14 protein-coding genes are annotated in these 20,894 nt (G+C 72.3%); 6 read left to right on the forward strand and 8 right to left on the reverse strand.

What is annotated here, in order from left to right; all coding sequences use genetic code 11:
* Positions 1 to 108 precede the first annotated feature (108 nt).
* Positions 109 to 3,309 carry an efflux RND transporter permease subunit gene (locus tag QEZ54_RS02150; RefSeq protein ID WP_281302725.1) on the forward strand — a complete coding sequence of 1,067 codons (3,201 nt, stop codon included), beginning with the start codon at positions 109 to 111 and terminating at the stop codon, positions 3,307 to 3,309.
* Between the two features lie 66 nt (positions 3,310 to 3,375).
* Here QEZ54_RS02150 and QEZ54_RS02155 read toward each other — a convergent pair whose 3' ends face one another.
* The 7 genes from QEZ54_RS02155 to QEZ54_RS02185 all read right to left on the reverse strand — a co-directional run bounded on the left by QEZ54_RS02155 (position 3,376) and on the right by QEZ54_RS02185 (position 11,772).
* Complete coding sequence (locus QEZ54_RS02155) at positions 3,376 to 5,292, reverse strand: hypothetical protein (protein ID WP_281302726.1); 1,917 nt, start codon at positions 5,290 to 5,292, stop codon at positions 3,376 to 3,378.
* Positions 5,293 to 5,371: 79 nt separating this feature from the next.
* The gene (locus tag QEZ54_RS02160) at positions 5,372 to 6,031 is read right to left on the reverse strand and encodes a hypothetical protein (protein ID WP_281302727.1); all 660 of its coding nucleotides are present in this window, start codon (positions 6,029 to 6,031) and stop codon (positions 5,372 to 5,374) included.
* 160 nt (positions 6,032 to 6,191) lie between these two features.
* Positions 6,192 to 7,703 (reverse strand): trypsin-like peptidase domain-containing protein, encoded by a 1,512-nt coding sequence (locus tag QEZ54_RS02165; RefSeq protein ID WP_281302728.1) that lies wholly within the window; start codon positions 7,701 to 7,703, stop codon positions 6,192 to 6,194.
* A 65-nt stretch (positions 7,704 to 7,768) separates the two neighbouring features.
* Complete coding sequence (locus QEZ54_RS02170) at positions 7,769 to 9,319, reverse strand: HAMP domain-containing sensor histidine kinase (RefSeq protein WP_281303020.1); 1,551 nt, start codon at positions 9,317 to 9,319, stop codon at positions 7,769 to 7,771.
* A 68-nt stretch (positions 9,320 to 9,387) separates the two neighbouring features.
* Complete coding sequence (locus QEZ54_RS02175) at positions 9,388 to 10,077, reverse strand: response regulator transcription factor (RefSeq protein ID WP_281302729.1); 690 nt, start codon at positions 10,075 to 10,077, stop codon at positions 9,388 to 9,390.
* Positions 10,078 to 10,224: 147 nt separating this feature from the next.
* Complete coding sequence (locus QEZ54_RS02180; protein ID WP_281302730.1) at positions 10,225 to 11,028, reverse strand: lysophospholipid acyltransferase family protein; 804 nt, start codon at positions 11,026 to 11,028, stop codon at positions 10,225 to 10,227.
* A gap of 6 nt (positions 11,029 to 11,034) precedes the next feature.
* Positions 11,035 to 11,772, reverse strand: coding sequence for a GNAT family N-acyltransferase (locus QEZ54_RS02185; RefSeq protein WP_281302731.1), 738 nt, complete (start codon positions 11,770 to 11,772; stop codon positions 11,035 to 11,037).
* 79 nt (positions 11,773 to 11,851) lie between these two features.
* On the opposite strand from QEZ54_RS02185, the gene QEZ54_RS02190 reads away from it, so the two are divergent.
* From QEZ54_RS02190 to QEZ54_RS02210, 5 genes are all read left to right on the forward strand, one after another.
* Positions 11,852 to 12,529 carry a hypothetical protein gene (locus QEZ54_RS02190; protein ID WP_281302732.1) on the forward strand — a complete coding sequence of 226 codons (678 nt, stop codon included), beginning with the start codon at positions 11,852 to 11,854 and terminating at the stop codon, positions 12,527 to 12,529.
* 202 nt (positions 12,530 to 12,731) lie between these two features.
* A complete protein-coding gene (locus QEZ54_RS02195) occupies positions 12,732 to 16,397 on the forward strand; it encodes a multifunctional oxoglutarate decarboxylase/oxoglutarate dehydrogenase thiamine pyrophosphate-binding subunit/dihydrolipoyllysine-residue succinyltransferase subunit (protein WP_281303021.1) in 3,666 nt (1,221 codons plus the stop codon).
* Between the two features lie 102 nt (positions 16,398 to 16,499).
* A complete protein-coding gene (locus tag QEZ54_RS02200; protein ID WP_281302733.1) occupies positions 16,500 to 16,676 on the forward strand; it encodes a DUF6104 family protein in 177 nt (58 codons plus the stop codon).
* A gap of 60 nt (positions 16,677 to 16,736) precedes the next feature.
* Positions 16,737 to 18,812 (forward strand): phosphate acetyltransferase, encoded by a 2,076-nt coding sequence (pta, locus tag QEZ54_RS02205; RefSeq protein WP_281302734.1) that lies wholly within the window; start codon positions 16,737 to 16,739, stop codon positions 18,810 to 18,812.
* The gene (locus tag QEZ54_RS02210; RefSeq protein ID WP_281302735.1) at positions 18,809 to 19,909 is read left to right on the forward strand and encodes an acetate kinase; all 1,101 of its coding nucleotides are present in this window, start codon (positions 18,809 to 18,811) and stop codon (positions 19,907 to 19,909) included. Before pta ends, QEZ54_RS02210 begins: the two co-directional genes overlap by 4 nt.
* 58 nt (positions 19,910 to 19,967) lie before the next feature.
* Here the strand turns inward: QEZ54_RS02210 and QEZ54_RS02215 are convergent, their stop codons facing one another.
* Positions 19,968 to 20,423 carry a LysM domain-containing protein gene (locus QEZ54_RS02215; RefSeq protein ID WP_281302736.1) on the reverse strand — a complete coding sequence of 152 codons (456 nt, stop codon included), beginning with the start codon at positions 20,421 to 20,423 and terminating at the stop codon, positions 19,968 to 19,970.
* Positions 20,424 to 20,894 lie beyond the last annotated feature (471 nt).

The raw sequence follows: 20,894 nt of genomic DNA on the forward strand, positions 1-20,894 counted from the left end.
TTCAGGGTTCGTGCGAGTAGACCTGGTTGACTGCGGCTGAACTCGGACGACCCTCCCTGGGCCGCCCGCCCCCGCTCACCGCTGCACCCTCCCCCTGGAGTCGAAGAGATGTCGTTCCTGACCAGGCTGAGCCTCGCCAGTCGCGGTCTCGTAGCCCTGATCACCGTGGCGATCCTCGGTGTCGGCGCGTACGTGCTACCGCAGCTGCGCCAGCAGATGTTCCCGGACATCCAGTTCCCGAACGTCTCGGTGCTCGCCGCGTACCCCGGCGCCACCCCGGAGATCGTCGAAAGCCAGGTCACCATCCCGATCGAGCAGGCGGTCGCGGGCGTCGACGGGGCCACCGGCATCACCTCGGTGTCGCGCAACGGCTCGGCGACCGTCGCCATCACCTTCGACTTCGGCGTCGACGTGGACAAGGTCGAGGGCGACATCCAGCAGGCGCTCAGCCGCATCGACAGCCGCCTGCCGGCCAACGTCGACCCGACCGTCTTCGCGGGCTCGACCGACGACTTCCCGGTGGTCCAGCTCGCCGCCAGCGGCGCGGGCGGCGACGACCAGGAGCTGGCGCGACGGCTGCGGGCCGTGGTGCTGCCGGCCCTGAACAACCTCGAGGGCGTACGCGAGGCGACGCTGTCCGGCGCCCGCGACCCGCAGGTCACCATCGACCTCGACCCGGCCAAGCTGGCCGCGCGCGGCCTCTCGGCCCAGGCCGTCATCACCGCGCTCACCGCCAACGGCGTCAGCATGCCCGGCGGCGTGATCGCCGACGGCGGCCTCACCTACTCCGTGGCCGTCGGCGGCCGCTTCACCACGCTGGCCCAGCTCGGCGACCTCTACCTGACCCCGGCCGCGGGCGCCGCGCGTCCGGCCGCACCGGCCCCGGGCACCGCGCCCAAGCCGCTGACGCAGCTCAAGGACGTCGCCACGCTGGCCTCGGCGCCGGCCGCGGCCACCCAGCTGACCCGCACCAACGGCAAGCCCAGCCTGGGCGTCGGCGTCACCGCCAAGCCCGGCGCGAACGCCGTCGAGATCTCGCACGCGGTCAACGACAAGCTGCCCGAGCTCGCCGCGCAGCTCGGCACCGGCGGCGCGCTGCAGGTCGTGTTCGACCAGGCGCCCGAGGTCGAGCGCTCGGTCAGCAGCCTCACTACCGAGGGCGCGCTGGGCCTGGCCTTCGCCGTACTGGTGATCCTGGTCTTCCTGCTGTCGGTCCGCTCGACCCTGGTCACCGCGGTCTCGATCCCGGTCAGCGTGGTCATCGCGCTGATCGCGCTGTGGACCGGCGACTACTCGCTCAACCTGTTCACCCTGGGCGGTCTGACGATCGCCATCGGCCGCGTCGTCGACGACTCGATCGTGGTCCTGGAGAACATCAAGCGCCACCTGGAGTACGGCGAGCCGAAGAAGGAGGCCATCCTCACCGCGGTGAAGGAGGTCTCCGGCGCGGTCACCGCCTCGACCCTGACCACGGTCGCGGTGTTCCTGCCCGTGGCGCTGGTCGGCGGGTTCGTGGGGCAGCTGTTCGGCCCGTTCGGCCTGACCGTCACCGCGGCGCTGCTCGCCTCGCTGCTGGTGTCGCTGACCATCGTGCCGGTGCTGGCGTACTGGTTCCTCAAGTCGCCGCAGGGCACCGCCGAGGAGCTGGCCGAGATCCGGGAGAAGGCCGAGGCCAAGGAGCTGCGCAGCCCGCTGCAGCGGGTGTACGTCCCGGTGCTGCGCTGGTCGCTGGGCCACCGCGCGATCACCCTGGTCGTCGCGGCGGTCATCTTCTTCGGCACGGTCGGACTGGCCAGCCGCATCGAGACCAGCTTCATCGGCAGCTCGGGCAACTCGTTCTCGATCACCCAGCAGCTGCCCACCGGCACCGACCTGGCCACCACCGACGCGGCGGCCAAGCGAGTCGAGGAGGTCCTCAGCAGCACCGAGGGCGTGAAGTCGTACCAGGTGACCGTCGGCGGCGGCGGCAACATGTTCGGCGGCGGCGCCCCCGACACCACCAAGGCCCGGTTCCAGGTCACCTCGGAGGCCGAGGTCGACCAGGCCAAGCTCACCGAGACCCTGCGCGACAGGATCGACGCGCTGGACGACACGGCCGTCGGCGAGGTCGTGGTCGGCGCGGTGCAGGGCGGCCTCGGCTCGTCCAACGTCGAGGTGTCGGTCAACGCGGCCGACGACGCCACGCTGCGCCAGGCGGCCCAGCAGGTCAAGGACGCGCTGACGCAGGTCGACGGGCTCACCGACGTCGAGAGCGACCTGTCGGCCAGCACCCCGCAGGTGCAGGTCGCCCTCGACCGGCCGGCCGCCGCGCGGGTCGGGCTCACCGACGCCGCCGTCGGCCAGCTCGTCAACCAGGCCTTCCGCGGTACGACGGTGACCCGCGCGGTCATCAACGGCATCGAGCAGCCGGTGATCCTGCGTACCGGCGCCGCCCCGGTCGACCTGGCCGCGCTGCGCGCGCTGCCGATCGCCGGCGGGCTGCGCCTGGACGACGTCGCCGACGTGACCACGGTCGCCGGCCCGAGCCAGATCAACCGCGTGGAGCAGGTCCGCACCGCGAAGGTGACCGGCGCCCCCACCGCCGAGGCGCTGGGCACGCTCAGCAAGAACCTGGACGAGAAGCTCAAGTCGCTCGACCTGCCGGAGGGCGCCACCTACAAGATCGGTGGCGTGCTGGAGAGCCAGCAGTCGGCCATGGGCGACCTGTTCCTGGCCATGGGTGTCGCGGTCGCACTGGTCTTCATCGTGATGATCGGTACCTTCCGGGGCCTGGCCCAGCCGATGGTCCTGCTGGTGTCGATCCCGTTCGCGGCGACCGGTGCGCTGCTCGCGCTGCTGGCGACCGGCCAGCCGCTGGGCCTGGCCGCCATGATCGGCATGCTGATGCTGGTCGGCATCGTGGTCACCAACGCGATCGTGCTGCTCGACCTGATCAACCAGTACCGCGAGCAGGGCATGTCGATCCGCGACTCGATCATCGAGGGCGGCCGGCGCCGCCTGCGGCCGATCCTGATGACCGCCGCGGCGACCATCTTCGCGCTGCTGCCGATGTCGCTGGGGCTCACCGAGTCGTCGGCGTTCATCTCGCAGCCGCTCGCGGTCGTGGTCATCGGCGGCCTGGTCAGCTCGACGCTGCTCACCCTGGTGCTGGTGCCGGTCGGCTACTCGCTGATCGAGGGCTTCAAGCAGCGGATGCGCAACCGCCGGAGCAAGGGCGCGCGGCCGGTCGCCGTCGACGTCGAGCAGCCCGCGGCGCCGGTCGCCGGGCCGCGCCACGCCGCCAACGACGCGGAGCCCGCGCTGAACTGACCCGCCCTCCGCAGTACTCTGCCCGCCCCGGGGCCGCCTCCCCGGGGCGGGCAGTTCCGTATCAGCTCAGGACTTGGCGGCCAGGCCCAGCGGGCCGCTGATCCGGGCGCCCACGGTGTCCAGCACCCCGGTCGGGAACCTCCCGGCGCCGTCCAGCACCCAGACCTCGTCGATCCCGGCCGACGACAGCGCCAGCCAGTCCGCCAGCGCCGGGGGCAGCGCCGCAGGGTCGATCGCCAGCACCGGCCGGGCCTGCGACTGGCCCGCCGCGACGGCGAACCCGACCGGGTCGGCGCTGGAGACGAGGATCGGCCGGGCCGCGAAACCGGCGTACCGGTCGAGCAGCAGCACGGCCGTGGCGGCGTCGTCGGCGCCGCGCAGCTCGGTCGCCTTCAGCTTCTTCGGCCGGGCCGGCCACGCGGCCAGGGCGTCGGCCGCCGTGCCCGCCGCCACCACCTTCGCGTCGGGGCCCAGCTGCGCCAGGAACGCCGCGGTCGGCACGGGCATCTTGCCCCCGTCGGTGAGCAGCACCCTCGCGCCGTAGTACTCCCCGGCGTACGCCGCCCCCAGCGAGGTCGGGTCGGTCACCGAGACCAGCACGACCTCCGAGGCCCCCTGGGGCTCGCCCGCCAGCGCCGGGGACGCGGCGAGGGCGAACCGGTCCGCGCCGGGCACCCGGTCCACCGTGAAGCCGAGCGCCTTGAGCCGGTTCAGCACCTTGTCGGAGAGCACCGACCTGTCCCCGACGACGTGCGCGGACGGGCTGCCGCCGACCTTCGGGTCGATCGCGCCGAAGATCCGCTTGATCTCGGCCTCGACCTTGGCGTCCAGCTCCGCACCGCCGGTCAGCAGGAAGCCGGAGCGCCCTCCGGTGGCCATCCGGGCCGCCGTCAGGGCCAGCTCGGGCCGGTCGGCGGGCGCGATCACCAGATCCATCACGTCCGCGCACTCGCACAGCACGAAAGGCCTGGTCTTGGTCGGCCAGGCGAGCTGCGACGCGGCCAGCGCGGTGCCGACCGGATCGGCGCCGGACAGGCGCGTCACCCGGTCGGTCGCCCGGCCCAGAAACGTGGGCACGCCGGTGATCGGCGACAGCTCCGTCGCGGGGTTCTCCTTCGCGCCCTTGGGCACCTGGGCCGCGACCGACTCCACCCCGGACGGGGTCTGGTACGCGACGTTCCTGCCGTCCGGCGTCCAGGTCAGGTGCGAGGGCTTGGCCGCGCCGAAGGTGATCTGCGCGGGCTTGGCCTTGTCCTTGACCTCGATGACGGAGACCTCGCCGTTGGCGGCGACGAAGGCCACGTGCAGGCCGTCCGGCGAGATCGCCGGCTCGGTGCCGTCGGCCAGCTTCATGCCGAACGGCTCGCGCTGGTAGAGGTCCACCACCCAGACCTCGCCGCCCTTGGCGCCCCGGTGCTGGTAGGCGAGGTCGATCGCGTGGTCGCCGCCTGGGCTGGCGGTCAGCGCCGAGTTGCCGGTCTCCGCGGCGTCCGGGGAGAGGCTGGTCGGCTGCTCGCGCTGCTGGTCGTACTGCAGGCCGCCGTTGCCGAAGACGCTGACGAGGCGGTCCTTGCCACCCGACGTCTCGGTGAAGGCGATCTCGACGCCGCCCTCCTTCCATGCGGGACGGCTGCGTTTCACGCCCGCCCTGGCCGTGGTCAGCTTCTTCAGGCCGGTGCCGTCCGGCCGCGCCGTGGCGACGTCGCCGTCGCCGTCCACGAACGCCACCCGGCTGCCGTCAGGCGACCAGGCCGCCTCGGTCACCGCGGTCGGGAACTCGACCGGCCTGCCGTCGATGCGCACCGTCTCGCTGCCGTCCGAGACCAGCAGCGACCCCTCCTTGACCGCCGGCGCGGCCGGTGCCGCGCTCGGGTCCGGCGCGGCCCCGGGCGAGTCCTTCGGCCCGCACCCCGCCACCACCGCCAATGACGCCGCGATCACCGCGGCCCGAACCGCCCGGTCTCGCATCACCAAGGCACGCATGAGCTTCCTCCCCCTGTCGATCTGCCGGGCCGAAGCATAGGGGAGGGCGCAAGGGCCGCGGGCGACCGAAGTGGACGGGTCAGGTCACGGCGTCCTGGCGGGAGAGCAACTCGGTGCACCTGCGTTCGGCCGCCGCCTCGTCATCGTCCAGATAGCCCGGTCCCGGGCCGGGCGGGGGCGGCTCGGCGGCGATCGCGGCGACGAGTCGGTCCAGCTGCTCCGTACCGGCGGTGTGGGCGAGGAGCTCGGCGGGTTCGGTGAAGCGGAACAGCACCGTGCCCTGCTGGATCCGGAACCGGTACGCGGCGAAGCCGGCGACCGCCCCGCCGCCGCCGCGGTCGCCCCGGTGCGCGGCCAGCGTCGGCGTCACCGCGTCCTGCCCCCGGCGCGCGGTCGGATGGGCGAGGTACGGGCAGGCCACGGCCGCGTACAGCATGCAGGCGCGGTGCCCCGGCGCCTCGGCGGTGGCGGCCGCGTTGGCGTACGCGCCCGGCCCGGCCAGCCCCGCGGCGATCGCGTCGGCCTCGGGTCCGGCGACGACCCGCCACACCGGACCGGCCGCCATGGTCAGCCCGCAGATGGAGCAGCGTCGTTCCACGGCGCAGATGTAGGTGCGGGCGATGCCCGTGGCCGCGAACCGGGGCTGGTCACCCTGCCACGGCGTGATCGCGGGCACCGGATAGCCCCGCTGGTCCCGGGGGCGGGCCGCCACGGCAGGAGGCAGGGGGATCTCAGACACGCGCACCGCCGGTTTCTACGGCGCGGGCGCGACCCCCGTCAAGTAGCCGGGCGGCCGGCCCCGTCCCCCGCAGGCGAACGGCGGGCGAGCTGGACCAACCCCGATGGTCCTTGCTCGCCCGCCGTCCTTGTGGGGAGGAGGCACAGGTCTTGTGCTGCTGTTAGGACGCTTCGCCCAGCGTCACCGTTGCCGTCTTCGCCTCACCGTTTCGGGTGAACTCGACGGTCACCTGCTGGCCGACGGTGCCCGATTGGACAGCCGACACGAGGTCGTCCGAGTCGTTGATGATGCGCCCGGCGAACTTGGTGATGACGTCGCCCTTCTGCAGCCCGGCCTTGGCCGCCGGGCTGTTCTCGCTCACCGAGCCGACGGACGCGCCGCCGGTGTCGGCCGCGGTCACGGAGACGCCCAGGTACGGGTGGCTCACCGGCTTGCCGTTCATGATCTGCTCGGCCACGGACTTGGCCTTGTTGCTGGGGATCGCGAAGCCGACGCCGATGTTGCCGTCGCCGCTGCCGTTGGTGGCGATGGCGGTGTTGATGCCGACGATCTCGCCCTTGGTGTTGACCAGGGCGCCACCGGAGTTGCCCGGGTTGATCGGCGCGTCGGTCTGCAGCAGGCCGGACAGCGAGGTGCCCCGGTTTTCGCCGACGGAGATGGTGCGGTCGCGGGCGCTGATGATGCCGGCGGTGACCGAGCCCTGCAGGCCGAGCGGGCTGCCGATGGCCAGCACGGTGTCGCCGACGGCGACCTGGTCGCTGTTGCCGAACGTGGCGAACTTCAGCCCCTTGGCCTCGGCCTTGACCACGCCCAGGTCGGTACGCGGGTCGGTGCCGACGATGGTGGCCTTGACCTTCTTGCCGTCGGCCAGGGTCACCGTGACCTCGCGTCCGGCCGCACCGGCCACCACGTGGTTGTTGGTGACGATGTAGCCGTCCTCGGTGAGCACGATGCCGGAGCCCTCGCCGGAGCCGGTGGAGATGTTGACCACGCTGGGCGAGAGGGCGGCGGCCACGGCCGACAGCGAGCCGCGGTCGATGACCGGTGCGGCGGCGGTGGAGCCGGTGGACACGGTGATCTTGCCGTCGTCGGCGTACCGGGTGGCGATCACCGCGCCGGCGATGCCGGAGCCGACGGCGAGCACGACCGCGGCGACCGAGCCGATCGCGATCTTGGCGATGGTGCCGCCGAGCCCGCTGCCCTTCTGCTGCTGCTGGCTGCCGGGCGGGGTCCAGGTGGCGCCGGTCGGCGTGCCGTACGCGTGCTGGGCCGTCGGGTAGCCCCCGGTCGGGTAGCCGCCCGCCTGCGGGTAGCCGCCGCTGTGGGGGTACCCGCCCGCCTGCGGGTAGGTCTGGTAGCCGCCGGCCGGGTAGCCGGGGTACTGCGGTTGGCCGGCCGCGTGCTGGGGCACGTGGCCCGGCACCGGGGGGACGGCGGGCTGCTGGGCCGTGGGCAGGTCTGCGGCCGGGCCCGACGCGGGCTGTCCCGCCTCGGGCCCGGCCGGTGCGGCCGACACCGGGGAGGAGGGGGTGTCGGACGGAGGCGACCACACCGCCGGCGCGGGATCGTGGGCGGCCTGCGGGGCCGCGCCCTGAGCCGGGTCCGGATGCGCTGCTTGGTTGCCCTCGGCCGGAGGCTGCGCACCGTACGGGGGCTTGTCGATCTCGCTCATGGTCCTAGTCTTCCCTGTGTCGCTGCGTTCGTTCTGGGATCGGTCTGGAACTTTTCTGTGAGTCGTCAGGTCTGCGCGCGGTCAGCGCCGGAATTCGCGGCCAGCGGGCCGGGCTCGTGCTCATCGAGCTCGTCGACGAGGTCCACCAGCGGCAGGCGTACCCGGAACACCGCGCCCTTGCCCGGTTCGCTGTCGACCTCGACCGTGCCGTGGTGCGCCGCCACCAGCGCGGCCACGATGGCCAGCCCGAGGCCGGTGCTCACGTGCCCGTCGCCGCGCCTGGTACGCGCCGCGTCGGCCCGGTAGAACCGCTCGAAGACCCGCTCCCGCTGGTCTTCGCTGAGGCCGGGGCCCTCGTCGGCCACCTCGATCACAGCCTGCTCGCCGTCGCGGCCCAGCCGCAACTCGACCGGCGTGCCGGGTGGCGTGTGCGCCAGGGCGTTGCTGGTGAGGTTGCCGAGCACCTGGCGCAGCCGGGCGTCGTCGCCGAGCACCAGCAGCTCGCCCGAGTCCGGGGTGACGACCAGGCCGATCGGGCGGTGGGGGTCCATCGCGCGGGCGCCCTGCACCGCCTCGACCGCGAGCACGCGCAGCTCCACCGGCGTGGGGCGCAGCGGGCGCTCCTGGTCCATCCGGGCCAGCAGCAGCAGGTCCTCGACGAGCAGGCCCATCCGCTGGGCCTCGTCCTCGATCCGCTTGACCAGCGCCGCCGTCTCCTCCGGCGCGCGCGCCGCGCCCTGCCGGTACAGCTCGGCGAAGCCGCGGATGGTGGTCAGCGGGGTGCGCAGCTCGTGCGAGGCGTCGGCGACGAACCGGCGCATCTTCTCCTCCGAGCGGCGGGCCCGGTTCTCCGACACCTGCGCGGCCACGGCCGCGTCGCGGGCGGCGGACTCGGCCGCGCGGGCCGAGGTCTCCGAGGCGGCGCGGGCGGTGAACGCGGTCTCGATCTGGGCCAGCATCGAGTTGAGCGATCTGGCCAGCGAGCCCACCTCGGTACGCGCGACGGGCTCGCCCTGCTCCGGATCGGGTACGCGCCGGGTGAGGTCGCCGCCCGCGATCGCACCGGCGGTCTTCTCGATCGCGCTGAGCGGGCGCAGGCTGCGGCGGACCAGCTCGGTGCCGATCATCGCGGCGAGGATGAGCACGGCCGCCCCGCCGTAGATGTTGATCCACAGCAGCTTCTGCAGCGCGTCGTCGATCGCCCTGGTCTGCTCCCCCACCACGAAGACGTGGTTGCCGGGCAGCGACTCGACCCGCAGCCGCCAGGTGGGCGCGCCGTCGACCGCCTTGACCGTCATGAACTGGCCGACCTTGTCGCGCAGGTCACTGGGCTTGGCGGGCAGCTGCGGCTCGTCCAGCTCCGACATGAACTGGGTGCGGATGACCGTCCACGGCTTGTCGCTGGGCTCGACCACCAGATCCCGGGGCATGGCGACCAGGAACTCGCTGGGCAGCAGCACGACATGGTTCCGCACGCCGCTGTCGTTGGTCACCGACTGCTGGACCTGGCCGGCCGCGGCCACGAGGTCGTCGTCCATCTTGCCGGTCAGGTAGCGGCGCATCGCCACGTGGCTGGCCACGCCGATGAGCACGATGGCCAGCACCAGCAGCAGCATGGTCTGCGCCACCAGCCGCACCCGCAGCGGCTGGTGGGTGCGCCACCGCGCGATCAGCGCGAACGGCTTCACGACGTCGGCTTGCGCAGCACGTATCCCACTCCGCGCAGCGTCTGGATCAGGCGCGGCGAGACGTTGTCGATCTTGCGGCGCAGGTACGAGATGTACGACTCGACGATGTTGTCGTCGCCCCGGAAGTCGTAGTTCCACACGTGGTCGAGGATCTGCGCCTTGGACAGCACCCGGTTCGGGTTCAGCATCAGGTAGCGCAGCAGCTTGAACTCGGTCGGCGACAGCTGCACCAGGTTGCCGGCGCGGCGCACCTCGTGCGTCTCCTCGTCCAGCTCCAGGTCGGCGAAGACGAGCTTGGGCGACTCGGTGTCCTCACCGTTGGTGCGGCGCAGCACCGCGCGGATGCGCGCGGTCAGCTCCTCCAGGCTGAACGGCTTGGTGACGTAGTCGTCGCCGCCCAGGGTCAGCCCGCGGATCTTGTCGTCGGTGGCGTCGCGGGCGGTCAGGAACACCACGGGCACCCGGCCGCGGTCGGCGCGCAGCTGCTTGATCACCTCGAACCCGTCGAGGTCGGGCAGCATCACGTCGAGCACGACCAGGTCTGGTCGGTTCTTGGCGGCCGCGTCGAGGGCGGTCGCGCCGTCGCCGACCGCCTTGACGTCGAACCCCGCGAACCTCAGGCTCGCGGACAGCAGCTCCAGGATGTTGGGGTCGTCCTCGACCACCAGCAGGTTCGCCTCCGGCATTACCCCATCCTGCGCCCGAACCCTCTCCCTCCGCTGTGCAATCCCTGAACGCTTCCTGAGAACCGCGTCACGGTCCGCTCGAACCCAGGCATCGGCGGTTGCAGGCCGCTCGGCGTCATGCGGAGCGAACGCGGAGCGTGACGCCGATTAAGGCCGCAGAGCCGATGCCGCAGCAGTAGAGCGGCGGGAGAAGAACGCGGGCTGGGGCGGGGCGGTCGTGACGGTCACCCGCAGCGACCGGGCCGCCAGCACCCGGCGCAGCGACTCGACCAGGGTGTCCTCGCCGATGAACGAGGCGGCCGGGTGGTCGTAGTGCAGCGTGAACGGCTGCACCGGCGCGCCGGCGTCCAGGGCGGCCTGAAAGAAGGCGCTGCGCCAGCGGACCTGGTGCGAGCCGCAGGTGGTCGTACCCTCCGGGAAGACCTGGACCGTGTCGCCTGCCCGCAGCGCGGCGGCGGCCTCGGCCACGGTCAGCGGCAGCCGCCGGGGCCGGGCCCGGTCCACGAAGATCGTCCGCTGGCGGCGGGCGATCCGGCCGATCACCGGCCAGGCGGCCACCTCGGCCTTGGCCACCATGCGCAGCCCCCGTACCCGCCCGCTCAGCGCCACCGCCACCACGATGTCGAGCCAGGAGACGTGGTTGCCCACCAGCAGCGCGCCCGGCGCGATCGGCGGCCCCTCGACCCGCAGCCGCACGCCCAGCGCGCGCAGCAGCGCGCGGGCCAGCAGGTCGGCCCGCCACGGCAGCACCACCCCGACCAGCAGCACGACCGTCGCGGCCGACGTCCGCGCCGCCCGGCGGAGCAGGCCGGCGCGGGACTGCGGCACGCCGCGGCACTGCGGCCCGCAGGCCGCGGCGGGCCGCCACAGATCGTCGAGGACCTGCGGGGGTACGGTCCGAGCCCGGCCCGGAAAGCGGGGACCGGCCGGGCTCGCCAGTGAAACCGACACGGCGGCCTACGCCAGGAAGTGCTTCATGTAGCGCGGGTCGACCCGGTCCACGCCCAGCAGGACGTAGAAGTCGGCCACGCCGAACGCCGGGTCGTAGGCGGGCTCGCCCGCCACCCAGGCGCCCAGTCGCAGGTAGCCGCGCAGCAGCGACGGGGCCGCCGCGGCGGTCGCCGGCTTCTCGACGGCCTGCGGGGTCCACGGCAGCAGCGGGCGCACCCGCAGCTGCGGCGGGGACAGGTGCTTGCGCGAGACGTAGTCCCACACCTGCGAGGCCTGTACGCCGCCGTCGGCCAGCGGCACCGACGCGCAGCCGGACAGCCAGCGGAAGCCCATCCGGTCGAGGTACTTGGCGATGCCCGCCCACATCAGGTTGATCACGGCACCGGTGCGGTGGTCGGGGTGCACGCACGAGCGGCCCGCCTCGACCAGCTGGTCGCGCAGGACCAGCAGCGAGGTCAGGTCGAACTCGCTGTCGCCGTAGCGGCGGCCCAGCCAGATCGCCCGCTGCGGCGGCAGCAGCCGGTACGTCCCGACGACCTCGCCGGTGCGGTCCTCGCGCACCACCAGGTGGTCGCAGTAGGCGTCGAACTCGTCGACGTCGAGCCCGCTCGGGTCGAGCTGGGCACCCATCTCCTCGGCGAACACGCGGTAGCGCAGCCGCTGGGCCGCCTCCACCGTCGCCGCGTCTCCCGCGATCAGCGCGGAGTAGCCCGTAGGGGCCGCGGTCAACAACATCTGCGTCATGTTCACTGTGTAGAAGTGCTGGATAAAGCCTGTACCCGCGATGGGTGACCGGCACGTGAAGAGTGAAAGGCTTAACGGCATGACCGAGCACATCGTGATCGACGCCGATCGCACCGGGCCGCCTGCCACCGGCAACGGCGGCTGGACCAGCGGACTCGTGGCCGGGGCGGTGGACGCCGGGGCCGGGACGGTCGAGGTGACGCTGCGGCAGCCGCCGCCGGTGGGCGTGCCGCTGGCCGTGGTGGACCAGGGCGACGGCGGCTGGGCAGTATGGGACGGCGGGCTGCTGGTGGCGACGGCGACGACCCGTACCGCCGAGATCGAGCCGGTGCCCCCGGTGAGCCGCACCGAGGCGCTCGCCGCGAGCGGCCGCTACCCCGGCCACCTCAGCCACCCCTTCCCCACCTGCTACGTGTGCAGCCCGCAGCGGCCGGACGGGCTGCGGATCTTCCCGGGCCCGCTGCCGGACGGCCGCACCGCGGCGACGTTCACGGTGCCGCCGCAGGTGTCCCTGCCGGTGCTGTGGGCGGCGCTGGATTGCCCCGGCGGCTGGACGGTCCTGTCCGGCGAGCACCCGTTCGTGCTGGGCCGGATCGCGGCCATCGTCGACGCCATGCCCGAACCCGACGACGAGTGCGTCGTGGTGGGCCGCCTGGTACGCCGCGAGGGGCGCAAGGCGCTGGTGCGGACCTCGCTGTACGGCCCGGACGGCGGCCTGCTCGCCCGTGCCGAGGCGACCTGGATCGCGGTGGCGTAGCACACATCCACCGACTTCCACCCAGGAATCCACCTGTCGGGACTGTGTCATGCGACACGGAGGCCTGCCGCCCGTGCCCGGACGTACGGGGGCGCGTAGCCTGGGACGCGGTTTTCTGAGTACTCGTTAAAGACATGCGGAAGAGGCGAAAGTACCCGTGTCGACCCAGCAGAGCTCGGGCGCCGGCCCGAGCGGCCGCTCAGTGCAGGACAACCCGCTCGCGAGCTTCGGCCCGAACGAGTGGATCGTGGAGGAGATGTACCAGCGGTACCTCGCCGATCCCACCAGCGTCGATCCCGCCTGGCACGACTTCTTCGCCGACTACAAGCCGGCCGACGGTGCCGCCCCCGCCAGCGCGAAGCCCAAGGCCGCGCCCGCGCAGGCCGCCGCGCCCGCCCAGTCCGCGCCGGCCGCCGCGCAGCCCGCCGCCCCGGCCCCCGCCCAGCCCGCGCCGGTGCAGGCCAAGCCGGCCGAGAAGGCCGCCGCCCCGAAGGCCGCCGCCCCGGCCGAGCCCGCCGGGAACACGGTGGTGCCGCTGCGCGGCATCGCCGCCAAGATCGTCGAGAACATGGGCGCCTCGCTGGAGGTGCCGACCGCGACCAGCGTGCGCGCCGTCCCGGCCAAGCTGCTGTCGGACAACCGCATCGTGGTCAACAACCACCTGCAGCGCGGTCGCGGCGGGAAGGTCAGCTTCACCCACCTCATCGGGTACGCCCTGGTCCGGGCGCTGGCCATCCACCCGGAGATGAACAACCACTTCGGCGAGAGCAACGGCAAGCCCGCGATGATCGTGCCCGCGCACGTGAACCTGGGCATCGCCATCGACCTGGCCAAGCCCGACGGCTCCCGCACGCTCGTGGTGCCCTCCATCAAGGGCTGCGAGACGATGGACTTCCGCCAGTTCTGGCAGGCGTACGAGGACATCGTCCGGCGCGCCCGCAAGAACGAGCTGACCATGGACGACCACGGCGGGGCCACCATCTCGCTGACCAACCCGGGCGGCATCGGCACCGTCCACTCGATCCCGCGCCTGATGCAGGGGCAGAGCGCCATCATCGGCGTCGGCGCGATGGAGTACCCGGCGCCGTTCTCCGGCATGAGCGACGCCCAGCTGGCCGACATGGCCGTCAGCAAGATCATCTCGCTTACCAGCACCTACGACCACCGGGTCATCCAGGGCGCCCAGTCCGGCGAGTTCCTGAAGGTCATGCACGAGCTGCTGCTCGGCGAGCACGGCTTCTACGACGAGATCTTCACCGCGCTGCGCATCCCGTACGAGCCGGTCCGCTGGATCCGGGACATCGCGCACACCTCCGAGGGCCAGATCGACAAGGCCGCGCGGGTCATCGAGCTGATCCACTCCTACCGGGTCCGGGGCCACCTGATGGCCGACACCGACCCGCTGGAGTTCCACATCCGCAAGCACCCGGACCTCGACGTCCGCGAGCACGGGCTGACCCTGTGGGACCTGGACCGGTCGTTCCCGGTCGGCGGCTTCGCCGGCAAGGACACCATGAAGCTGCGCGACATCCTGGGCGTGCTGCGCGACTCCTACTGCCGCCGCGTCGGCGTGGAGTACATGCACATCACCGACCCGGAGGAGCGCACCTGGATCCAGCGGCGGGTGGAGCAGAAGTACACCAAGCCCACCCCCGAGGAGCAGAAGCACGTGCTGGGCCGGCTCAACGCCGCCGAGGCGTTCGAGACGTTCCTGCAGACCAAGTACGTCGGCCAGAAGCGGTTCTCGCTGGAGGGCGGCGAGTCGCTGATCCCGCTGCTGGACGAGGTGCTGCAGGCCTCCTCCGAGGGCGGCCTGGACGAGGTCGTCATCGGCATGGCCCACCGCGGCCGCCTGAACGTGCTCGCCAACATCGTCGGCAAGCCGTACGAGAAGATCTTCGGCGAGTTCGAGGGCCACCTGGACCCGAAGACCGCGCAGGGCTCCGGCGACGTCAAGTACCACCTGGGCATGACCGGCAAGTTCACCAGCCCCGACGGCGCCTTCACGACCACCGTGTCGCTGGCGGCCAACCCGTCGCACCTGGAGGCGGTCGACCCGGTGCTGGAGGGCATCGTCCGGGCCAAGCAGGACCGGCTCGACCTGGGCCTGCACGGCTACACCGTGCTGCCGCTGCTGGTCCACGGCGACGCGGCATTCGCCGGCCAGGGCGTGGTGGCCGAGACGCTGAACCTGTCGCAGCTGCGCGGCTACCGCACCGGCGGCACCGTGCACGTGGTCGTCAACAACCAGGTCGGCTTCACCACCGCCCCGGAGTACAGCCGCTCCTCGCTGTACAGCACCGACGTCGCGCGCATGATCCAGGCGCCGATCTTCCACGTCAACGGCGACGACCCCGAGTCGGTCGTCCGCGTCGCCCGCCTGGCCTTCGACTACCGCCAGGAGTTCAACAAGGACGTGGTGATCGACCTGGTGTGCTACCGCCGCCGCGGTCACAACGAGGGCGACGACCCGTCGATGACCAACCCGCTGATGTACCAGATCATCGACACCAAGCGCTCGGTGCGCAAGCTCTACACCGAGGAGCTGATCGGCCGCGGCGACATCACCGTCGACCAGGCCGAGGAGGCGCTGCGCGACTACCAGACGCAGCTGGAGACGGTCTTCAAGGCCACCCGCGACGCCGTCGCCGGGGTGTCCAGCCGGCTGACCCGCGCCCGCGAGGTGCTGCCCGAGCCGACCGTGGCCACCGCGGTCCCGGCCGACCTGGTCCGGCGCATCGGCGAGGCGCACACCTCGCTGCCCGAGGGCTTCACCCCGCACAAGCGCATCCAGCAGCTGCTGGAGAAGCGCGCCAAGATGGCGGTCGAGGGCGAGATCGACTGGGGCTTCGGCGAGATCCTGGCCTTCGGCACCCTGCTGTCGCAGGGCGTGACCGTGCGCCTGTCCGGCCAGGACAGCCGCCGCGGCACCTTCGTGCAGCGCCACGCCGCGATCGTGGACGCGCTCACCGGCGGCGACTTCCTGCCGGTGACCAGCGTCGCCAGCCCCGAGGCCCGCTTCCACGTGCAGGACTCGCTGCTGAGCGAGTACGCCGCGATGGGCTTCGAGTACGGCTACTCGGTCGAGAACCCCAACGCCCTGGTGCTGTGGGAGGCGCAGTTCGGCGACTTCGTCAACGGCGCCCAGTCGGTGATCGACGAGTTCATCAGCTCCGGCGAGGTCAAGTGGGGCCAGCAGTCCAGCGTGGTCGTGCTGCTGCCGCACGGGCACGAGGGCCAGGGCCCGGACCACACCTCCGGCCGCCCCGAGCGCTGGCTGCAGCTGGCCGCCGAGGACAACATGCGCGTCGCGATCCCGTCGACGCCGGCCAGCCACTTCCACCTGCTGCGCCGCCAGGCCCTGTCGCCCAAGCGCAAGCCGCTGGTCGTGTTCACGCCCAAGTCGCTGCTGCGCCACCGCCTCGCGGTGTCGTCGGTGGCCGACTTCACCACCGGCACCTTCTCCCCGGTGCTGGGCGAGACGGCGCAGCTGGACGCGGCGCGGGTCAAGCGGGTGCTGTTCTGCTCGGGCAAGGTCTACTACGACCTGGTCCAGGCGCGGCAGGAGCGGGGCATCACCGACACCGCGATCATCCGGCTGGAGCAGCTGTACCCGCTGCCGGTCGAGGAGGTCAAGGCGGAGCTGGCCAAGTACCCGGCGGCCGAGGACTTCTGCTGGGTGCAGGAGGAGCCGGCCAACCAGGGCGCCTGGTCGTTCGTGGCGCTGAACCTGCTGGAGCACCTGGACGGGGTGCGCATGCGCCGCATCTCCCGCCCGTCGGCGGCCGCCCCGGCCGTGGGCTCCACCAAGCTGCACGACGTCGAGCAGGCCGCCCTGCTCGAAGCGGCCCTGCCGCGCCCGGCCTGACCGGCCGACCCTTTAGGCGATGATCGCCGTTTCGGGTCACGAGAAGCGGTTCAACCGCATCCTGTGACCCGAAGCGGCGATCTTTTCTTACCGGAGGCACAGATGTACTTCACCGATCGCGGGATCGAGGAGCTGGTCGAGCGGCGCGGCGACGAGCAGGTCACGCTGGAGTGGCTGGCCGAGCGGCTGCGCGACTTCATCGACCTCAACCCGGAGTTCGAGATCCCGGTCGAGCGCTTCGCCACCTGGCTGGCGCGCCTGGACGAGGACGACGAGTAGCGCGTTCCACAGGGCGGGTACGCCGCTCACCGGCGCCGGGCAGGCCGTACGGTATGGGTTGTGGCTCGTGGCGTATACGTGACCGGCGTGGGCGCCGGCGGTGGCAAGTCGGCGGTGGCGCTGGGTCTGGCGGAGGTGCTCAGCCGCCGGGTGCGCCGGTTGGGCGTGTTCCGCCCGCTCACCCGGGAGGGCGACTCGGCCGACCCGGTGGTGGCGCTGCTGCGCAGCCGCTACAGCACCGCGGGCGCGGCCGGGCCGAGCTACCAGCACGCCTCGGCGCTGCTGGGCGCGCACCGGATGGACGACCTCGTCGGCGAGATCCTGGAGCACTACCACCAGCTCGAGCGCGCCTGCGACGCGGTGATCGTGGTGGGCACGGACTTCGGCCGTACCCTCGGCGAAGGCCCGGACGAGCCCGCGCTGCCCGATGAGCTCGGCCTGAACCTGCGCATCGCCGGTGAGCTGGGTGCCTCGGTGCTGCCGGTGGTCAACGGCCACGGCCACGACGCGGTCGAGCTGACCGACGCGGTCCGGGCCGCCTACTACGCCTGCAACGACCTGCCGGTGCTGGCCGTGGTCGCCAACCGGGTGCCCGAGCAGGTGCTGCCGCTGCCGCCGGTCGGCCTGCCCGTCCCGGTGTACGCGATCCCGCAGCTGCCCGCCATCGCCGCCCCGACCATGGCCGAGGTGGCCGCCGCGCTGCACGCGACACCGGTGCACGGGGCGACCCCGGGCGCGCTGGCCCGCGATGTGGTCAGCGCCGTGGTGGGCGCCGCCTCGGTGCCCACCTTCCTGGACCACCTGCGCGACAACTGCCTGGTGGTGACCCCGGGCGACCGCCCCGACCTGATCGTGGCGACGTTCGCGGCGCACCTGGGCGGCCAGGCGGCCGTCGCCGGGCTGCTGCTGACGCTGGGCATCGAGCCCGACCCGCGAGTGGTCCAGCTGGTCAGCCGGTTCCGCGTCGAGCTGCCGATCTTCACGGTCACCTCGGACAGCTACGACACCGTGGCCGCGCTGACCGGTCTGGAGGGCCGCCTGCGCGCCGACAACCAGCGCAAGGTCGACGCGGCGCTGGGCCTGTTCGAGTCGCACGTGGACACCGCCGAGCTGGCCGGGCGGCTGGACCTGTCCCGGCCCGACCGCGTCACCCCGCTCATGTTCGAGTACGAGCTGATCGAGCGCGCCCGCGCCGACCGCCGTCACGTGGTGCTGCCCGAGGGCGTCGAGGAGCGGATCCTGCGTGCCGCCGAGGCGCTGACCCGGCGCGGCGTCTGCGACCTGACCCTGCTCGGCCCGGTCGACCAGATCGAGCAGCGGGCCCGCGAGCTCGGCCTCGATCTCGGCGACGCCCGCCTGGTCAACCCCGCCGACTCCCGCTGGCGCAACGAGTTCGCGCTGGAGTACGCGCGCATGCGCGCCCACAAGGGCATGACCCGCGACATCGCGTACGACCTGATGACGAACGTGAACTACTTCGGCACCATGATGGTCCACACGGGACGGGCCGACGCGATGGTCTCCGGCGCGGTGCACCCGACCGCCGACACCATCCGCCCCGCCTTCGAGATCATCAAGACGCAGCCGGGCGTCTCGGTCGCCTCGAGCGTGTTCTTCATGTGCCTGGCCGACCACGTGCTGGTCTACGGCGACTGCGCGATCAACCCCGACCCGACCCCGGAGCAGCTCGCCGACATCGCGGTGTCGTCGGCCGAGACGGCCGCCCGGTTCGGCGTCGAGCCCCGGGTGGCGATGCTGTCCTACTCGACCGGCGGCTCCGGCACCGGCGCCGAGGTCGACAAGGTGGCGCTGGCGACCAAGCTGGTCCGCGAGCGGCGCCCCGACCTGCCGGTGGAGGGCCCGATCCAGTACGACGCGGCCGTCGACCCCAGCGTCGCCGCGACCAAGCTGCCCGGCAGCGAGGTGGCCGGGCGGGCCACGGTGCTGATCTTCCCGGACCTGAACACGGGCAACAACACGTACAAGGCGGTGCAGCGCTCGGCCGGGGCGGTCGCGGTCGGCCCGGTGATGCAGGGCCTGCGCAAGCCGGTCAACGACCTGTCCCGGGGCGCCACCGTGCGCGACATCATCTCGACGGTGGCCATCACCGCGATCCAGTCCCAGGTGGCGTCGTGAAGATCCTGGTGCTCAACCTCGGCTCCGCCTCGATCAAGTGGGGCCTGTTCGCCGACGGCGCCTCCGTCGACGGCGGCCTGATCGACCGCGTCACCAACCACGCGCAGGCGCTGCGCGAGCTGATGTTCGAGATCGACCCCAGCGGCCTGGACGCGGTCGGCCACCGCGTCGTGCACGGCGGGCTGCGCTTCACCACGCCGACGCTGCTGGACGACCACGTGGTGGAGGCGGTGACCAAGCTGGTGCCGCTGGCCCCGCTGCACAACCCGCTCAACCTGCTCGGCATCCAGCTGATGCGCCAGCAGCTGCCCGACGTGCCGCAGGTGGCGGTGTTCGACACCGCGTTCCACCGCATCATCGGCCCGGCGCAGTCGACCTACGCCATCGACATCGAGGTGGCGCAGGAGAACGGCATCGCCCGGTACGGCTTCCACGGCACCTCGCACGCGTACGTGTCCCGGCGTACCGCGGCGCTGCTCGGCCGCGACCTCGCCGACGTCAACACGATCACGCTGCACCTGGGCAACGGTGCGAGCGCGTGCGCGGTGCGCGGCGGCCTGAGCAGCGCCACCAGCATGGGCCTGTCGCCACTTGAGGGCCTGGTGATGGGCACCCGCAGCGGCAACATCGACCCGGCGGTCGTGTTCCACCTGCACCGGCACGCCGGGATGGGCTTCGACGCGATCGAGGACCTGCTCAACAAGCGCAGCGGGCTGAAGGGCCTGTGCGGCGACGGCGACATGCGCGAGGTGCTGCGCCGCCGCGCCGAGGGCGACGAGCGGGCCGCCCTGGCCTTCGACGTGTACTGCGCCCGGGTGACCGGCTACGTCGGGGCGTACTACGCGCTGCTGGGCCGGGTGGACGCGGTCACCTTCACCGCCGGGGTCGGCGAGAACGCGGCGCCGGTGCGCGCCGAGGTGCTGGCCGGGCTGCAGCGGCTGGGCATCGCGGTGGACCCGGCCCGCAACGAGGCGTCCGGCCGCGGCGAGCGCCTGATCTCGCCGGACGGGTCCGAGGTCGCCGTCTGCGTCGTGCCCACCGACGAGGAGTGCGAGATCGCCACCCAGACCGCGGACCTGCTCACGCGCACGGGTTAAGGCGGCGGGCCGTGAATCAATCGGCCCGCCGCCGTGTATCCGGTAACGCCTCGCCGCATCAGTCGGGGATCTTCAGCACCCAGCCGATGTCGATCTGGTTCGGATTCGCGATGTTGTTCGCCTTGGCGATCTTCATGTACTGCCGCCCGTCGCCGTAGTAGTTCGCGGCGATGTCCCAGAGCGTGTCACCGGCCTTGACCCGGTAGGTGCGCTCCTGCTGCGCCTGCGGCTTGGCCTTGGTCGCCGCGGCCGGTTTCCCGGGCGGCGGAGCGGGTTTCGGAGCTGCCGCCGGTGTCGCGGGCGCCGGCGGGGCCTGGGGCGCCGCCGCGGTCGGCGGTGGCGGTGCCGCTGCCGGCGGTGCGGGCGCGGCGGCCGGGGGCGGCGGCGCCTGCGCGGCGGGTGGCGGCGGGGCCTCCTCCTTCTTCTTCTTGCCCCACTTGAACGGGTTCATGAAGCCTGCGGCCTCGTGTTCGAGCTTCTCCAGCCCGCCGTCCTTCTCCTGCTCCTGCGACATTCGAAGTACCCCCGTACTCAGGCTCGTCGAGCCGTACGAGCCTCACATTAACCCCGGCTCGCACCGATATGTCGACCTTCTCCGGATACGTGGCGCCCAGCGGGGCGGGGTGGTAGGGCGGCAGTGGGGGCTGTTTCCGGGGAAACCGCACGAATATCGACCAAGATTCGTGCAGTTTCCCCGAAACTGCACGAATGAGCGCCCAGAAAGGTGCGTGAGCAGGCAACCGGGGTTGCGGTCCAATGGGGACACAGCTACATTGACGTAGTGACTACATCGACATTGTCGACGGGATGGTCCCGTTGTAAGTCCCTGCTCCGGAACACGATCAGAAGGAGGGATCATGGCACTGACCGAGAGCGCGTCGTACCTGTTCAGGATCGAGCTGCTGCCTACAGCCCGGCGACTCGACCTGACATTCCCGAACGGCCCGGTCCGGCCGGGCCGGCTGGGGTTGGGAACACACCCGAC

The organism is Catellatospora sp. KI3 (genome assembly GCF_029948125.1).
Classification (GTDB): Bacteria; Actinomycetota; Actinomycetes; order Mycobacteriales; family Micromonosporaceae; genus Catellatospora.

Excerpts from the sequence above, each read along its gene's own strand:
- QEZ54_RS02185 (WP_281302731.1), bottom strand. The coding sequence starts at position 11,772 with ATGACGCAGATGTTGTTGACCGCGGCCCCTACGGGCTACTCCGCGCTG.
- QEZ54_RS02150 (WP_281302725.1), top strand. The coding sequence starts at position 109 with ATGTCGTTCCTGACCAGGCTGAGCCTCGCCAGTCGCGGTCTCGTAGCC.
- QEZ54_RS02170 (WP_281303020.1), bottom strand. The coding sequence starts at position 9,319 with ATGCTGCTGCTGGTGCTGGCCATCGTGCTCATCGGCGTGGCCAGCCAC.
- QEZ54_RS02175 (WP_281302729.1), bottom strand. The coding sequence starts at position 10,077 with ATGCCGGAGGCGAACCTGCTGGTGGTCGAGGACGACCCCAACATCCTG.
- QEZ54_RS02155 (WP_281302726.1), bottom strand. The coding sequence starts at position 5,292 with ATGCGTGCCTTGGTGATGCGAGACCGGGCGGTTCGGGCCGCGGTGATC.
- QEZ54_RS02190 (WP_281302732.1), top strand. The coding sequence starts at position 11,852 with ATGACCGAGCACATCGTGATCGACGCCGATCGCACCGGGCCGCCTGCC.
- QEZ54_RS02200 (WP_281302733.1), top strand. The coding sequence starts at position 16,500 with ATGTACTTCACCGATCGCGGGATCGAGGAGCTGGTCGAGCGGCGCGGC.
- QEZ54_RS02165 (WP_281302728.1), bottom strand. The coding sequence starts at position 7,703 with ATGAGCGAGATCGACAAGCCCCCGTACGGTGCGCAGCCTCCGGCCGAG.
- QEZ54_RS02215 (WP_281302736.1), bottom strand. The coding sequence starts at position 20,423 with ATGTCGCAGGAGCAGGAGAAGGACGGCGGGCTGGAGAAGCTCGAACAC.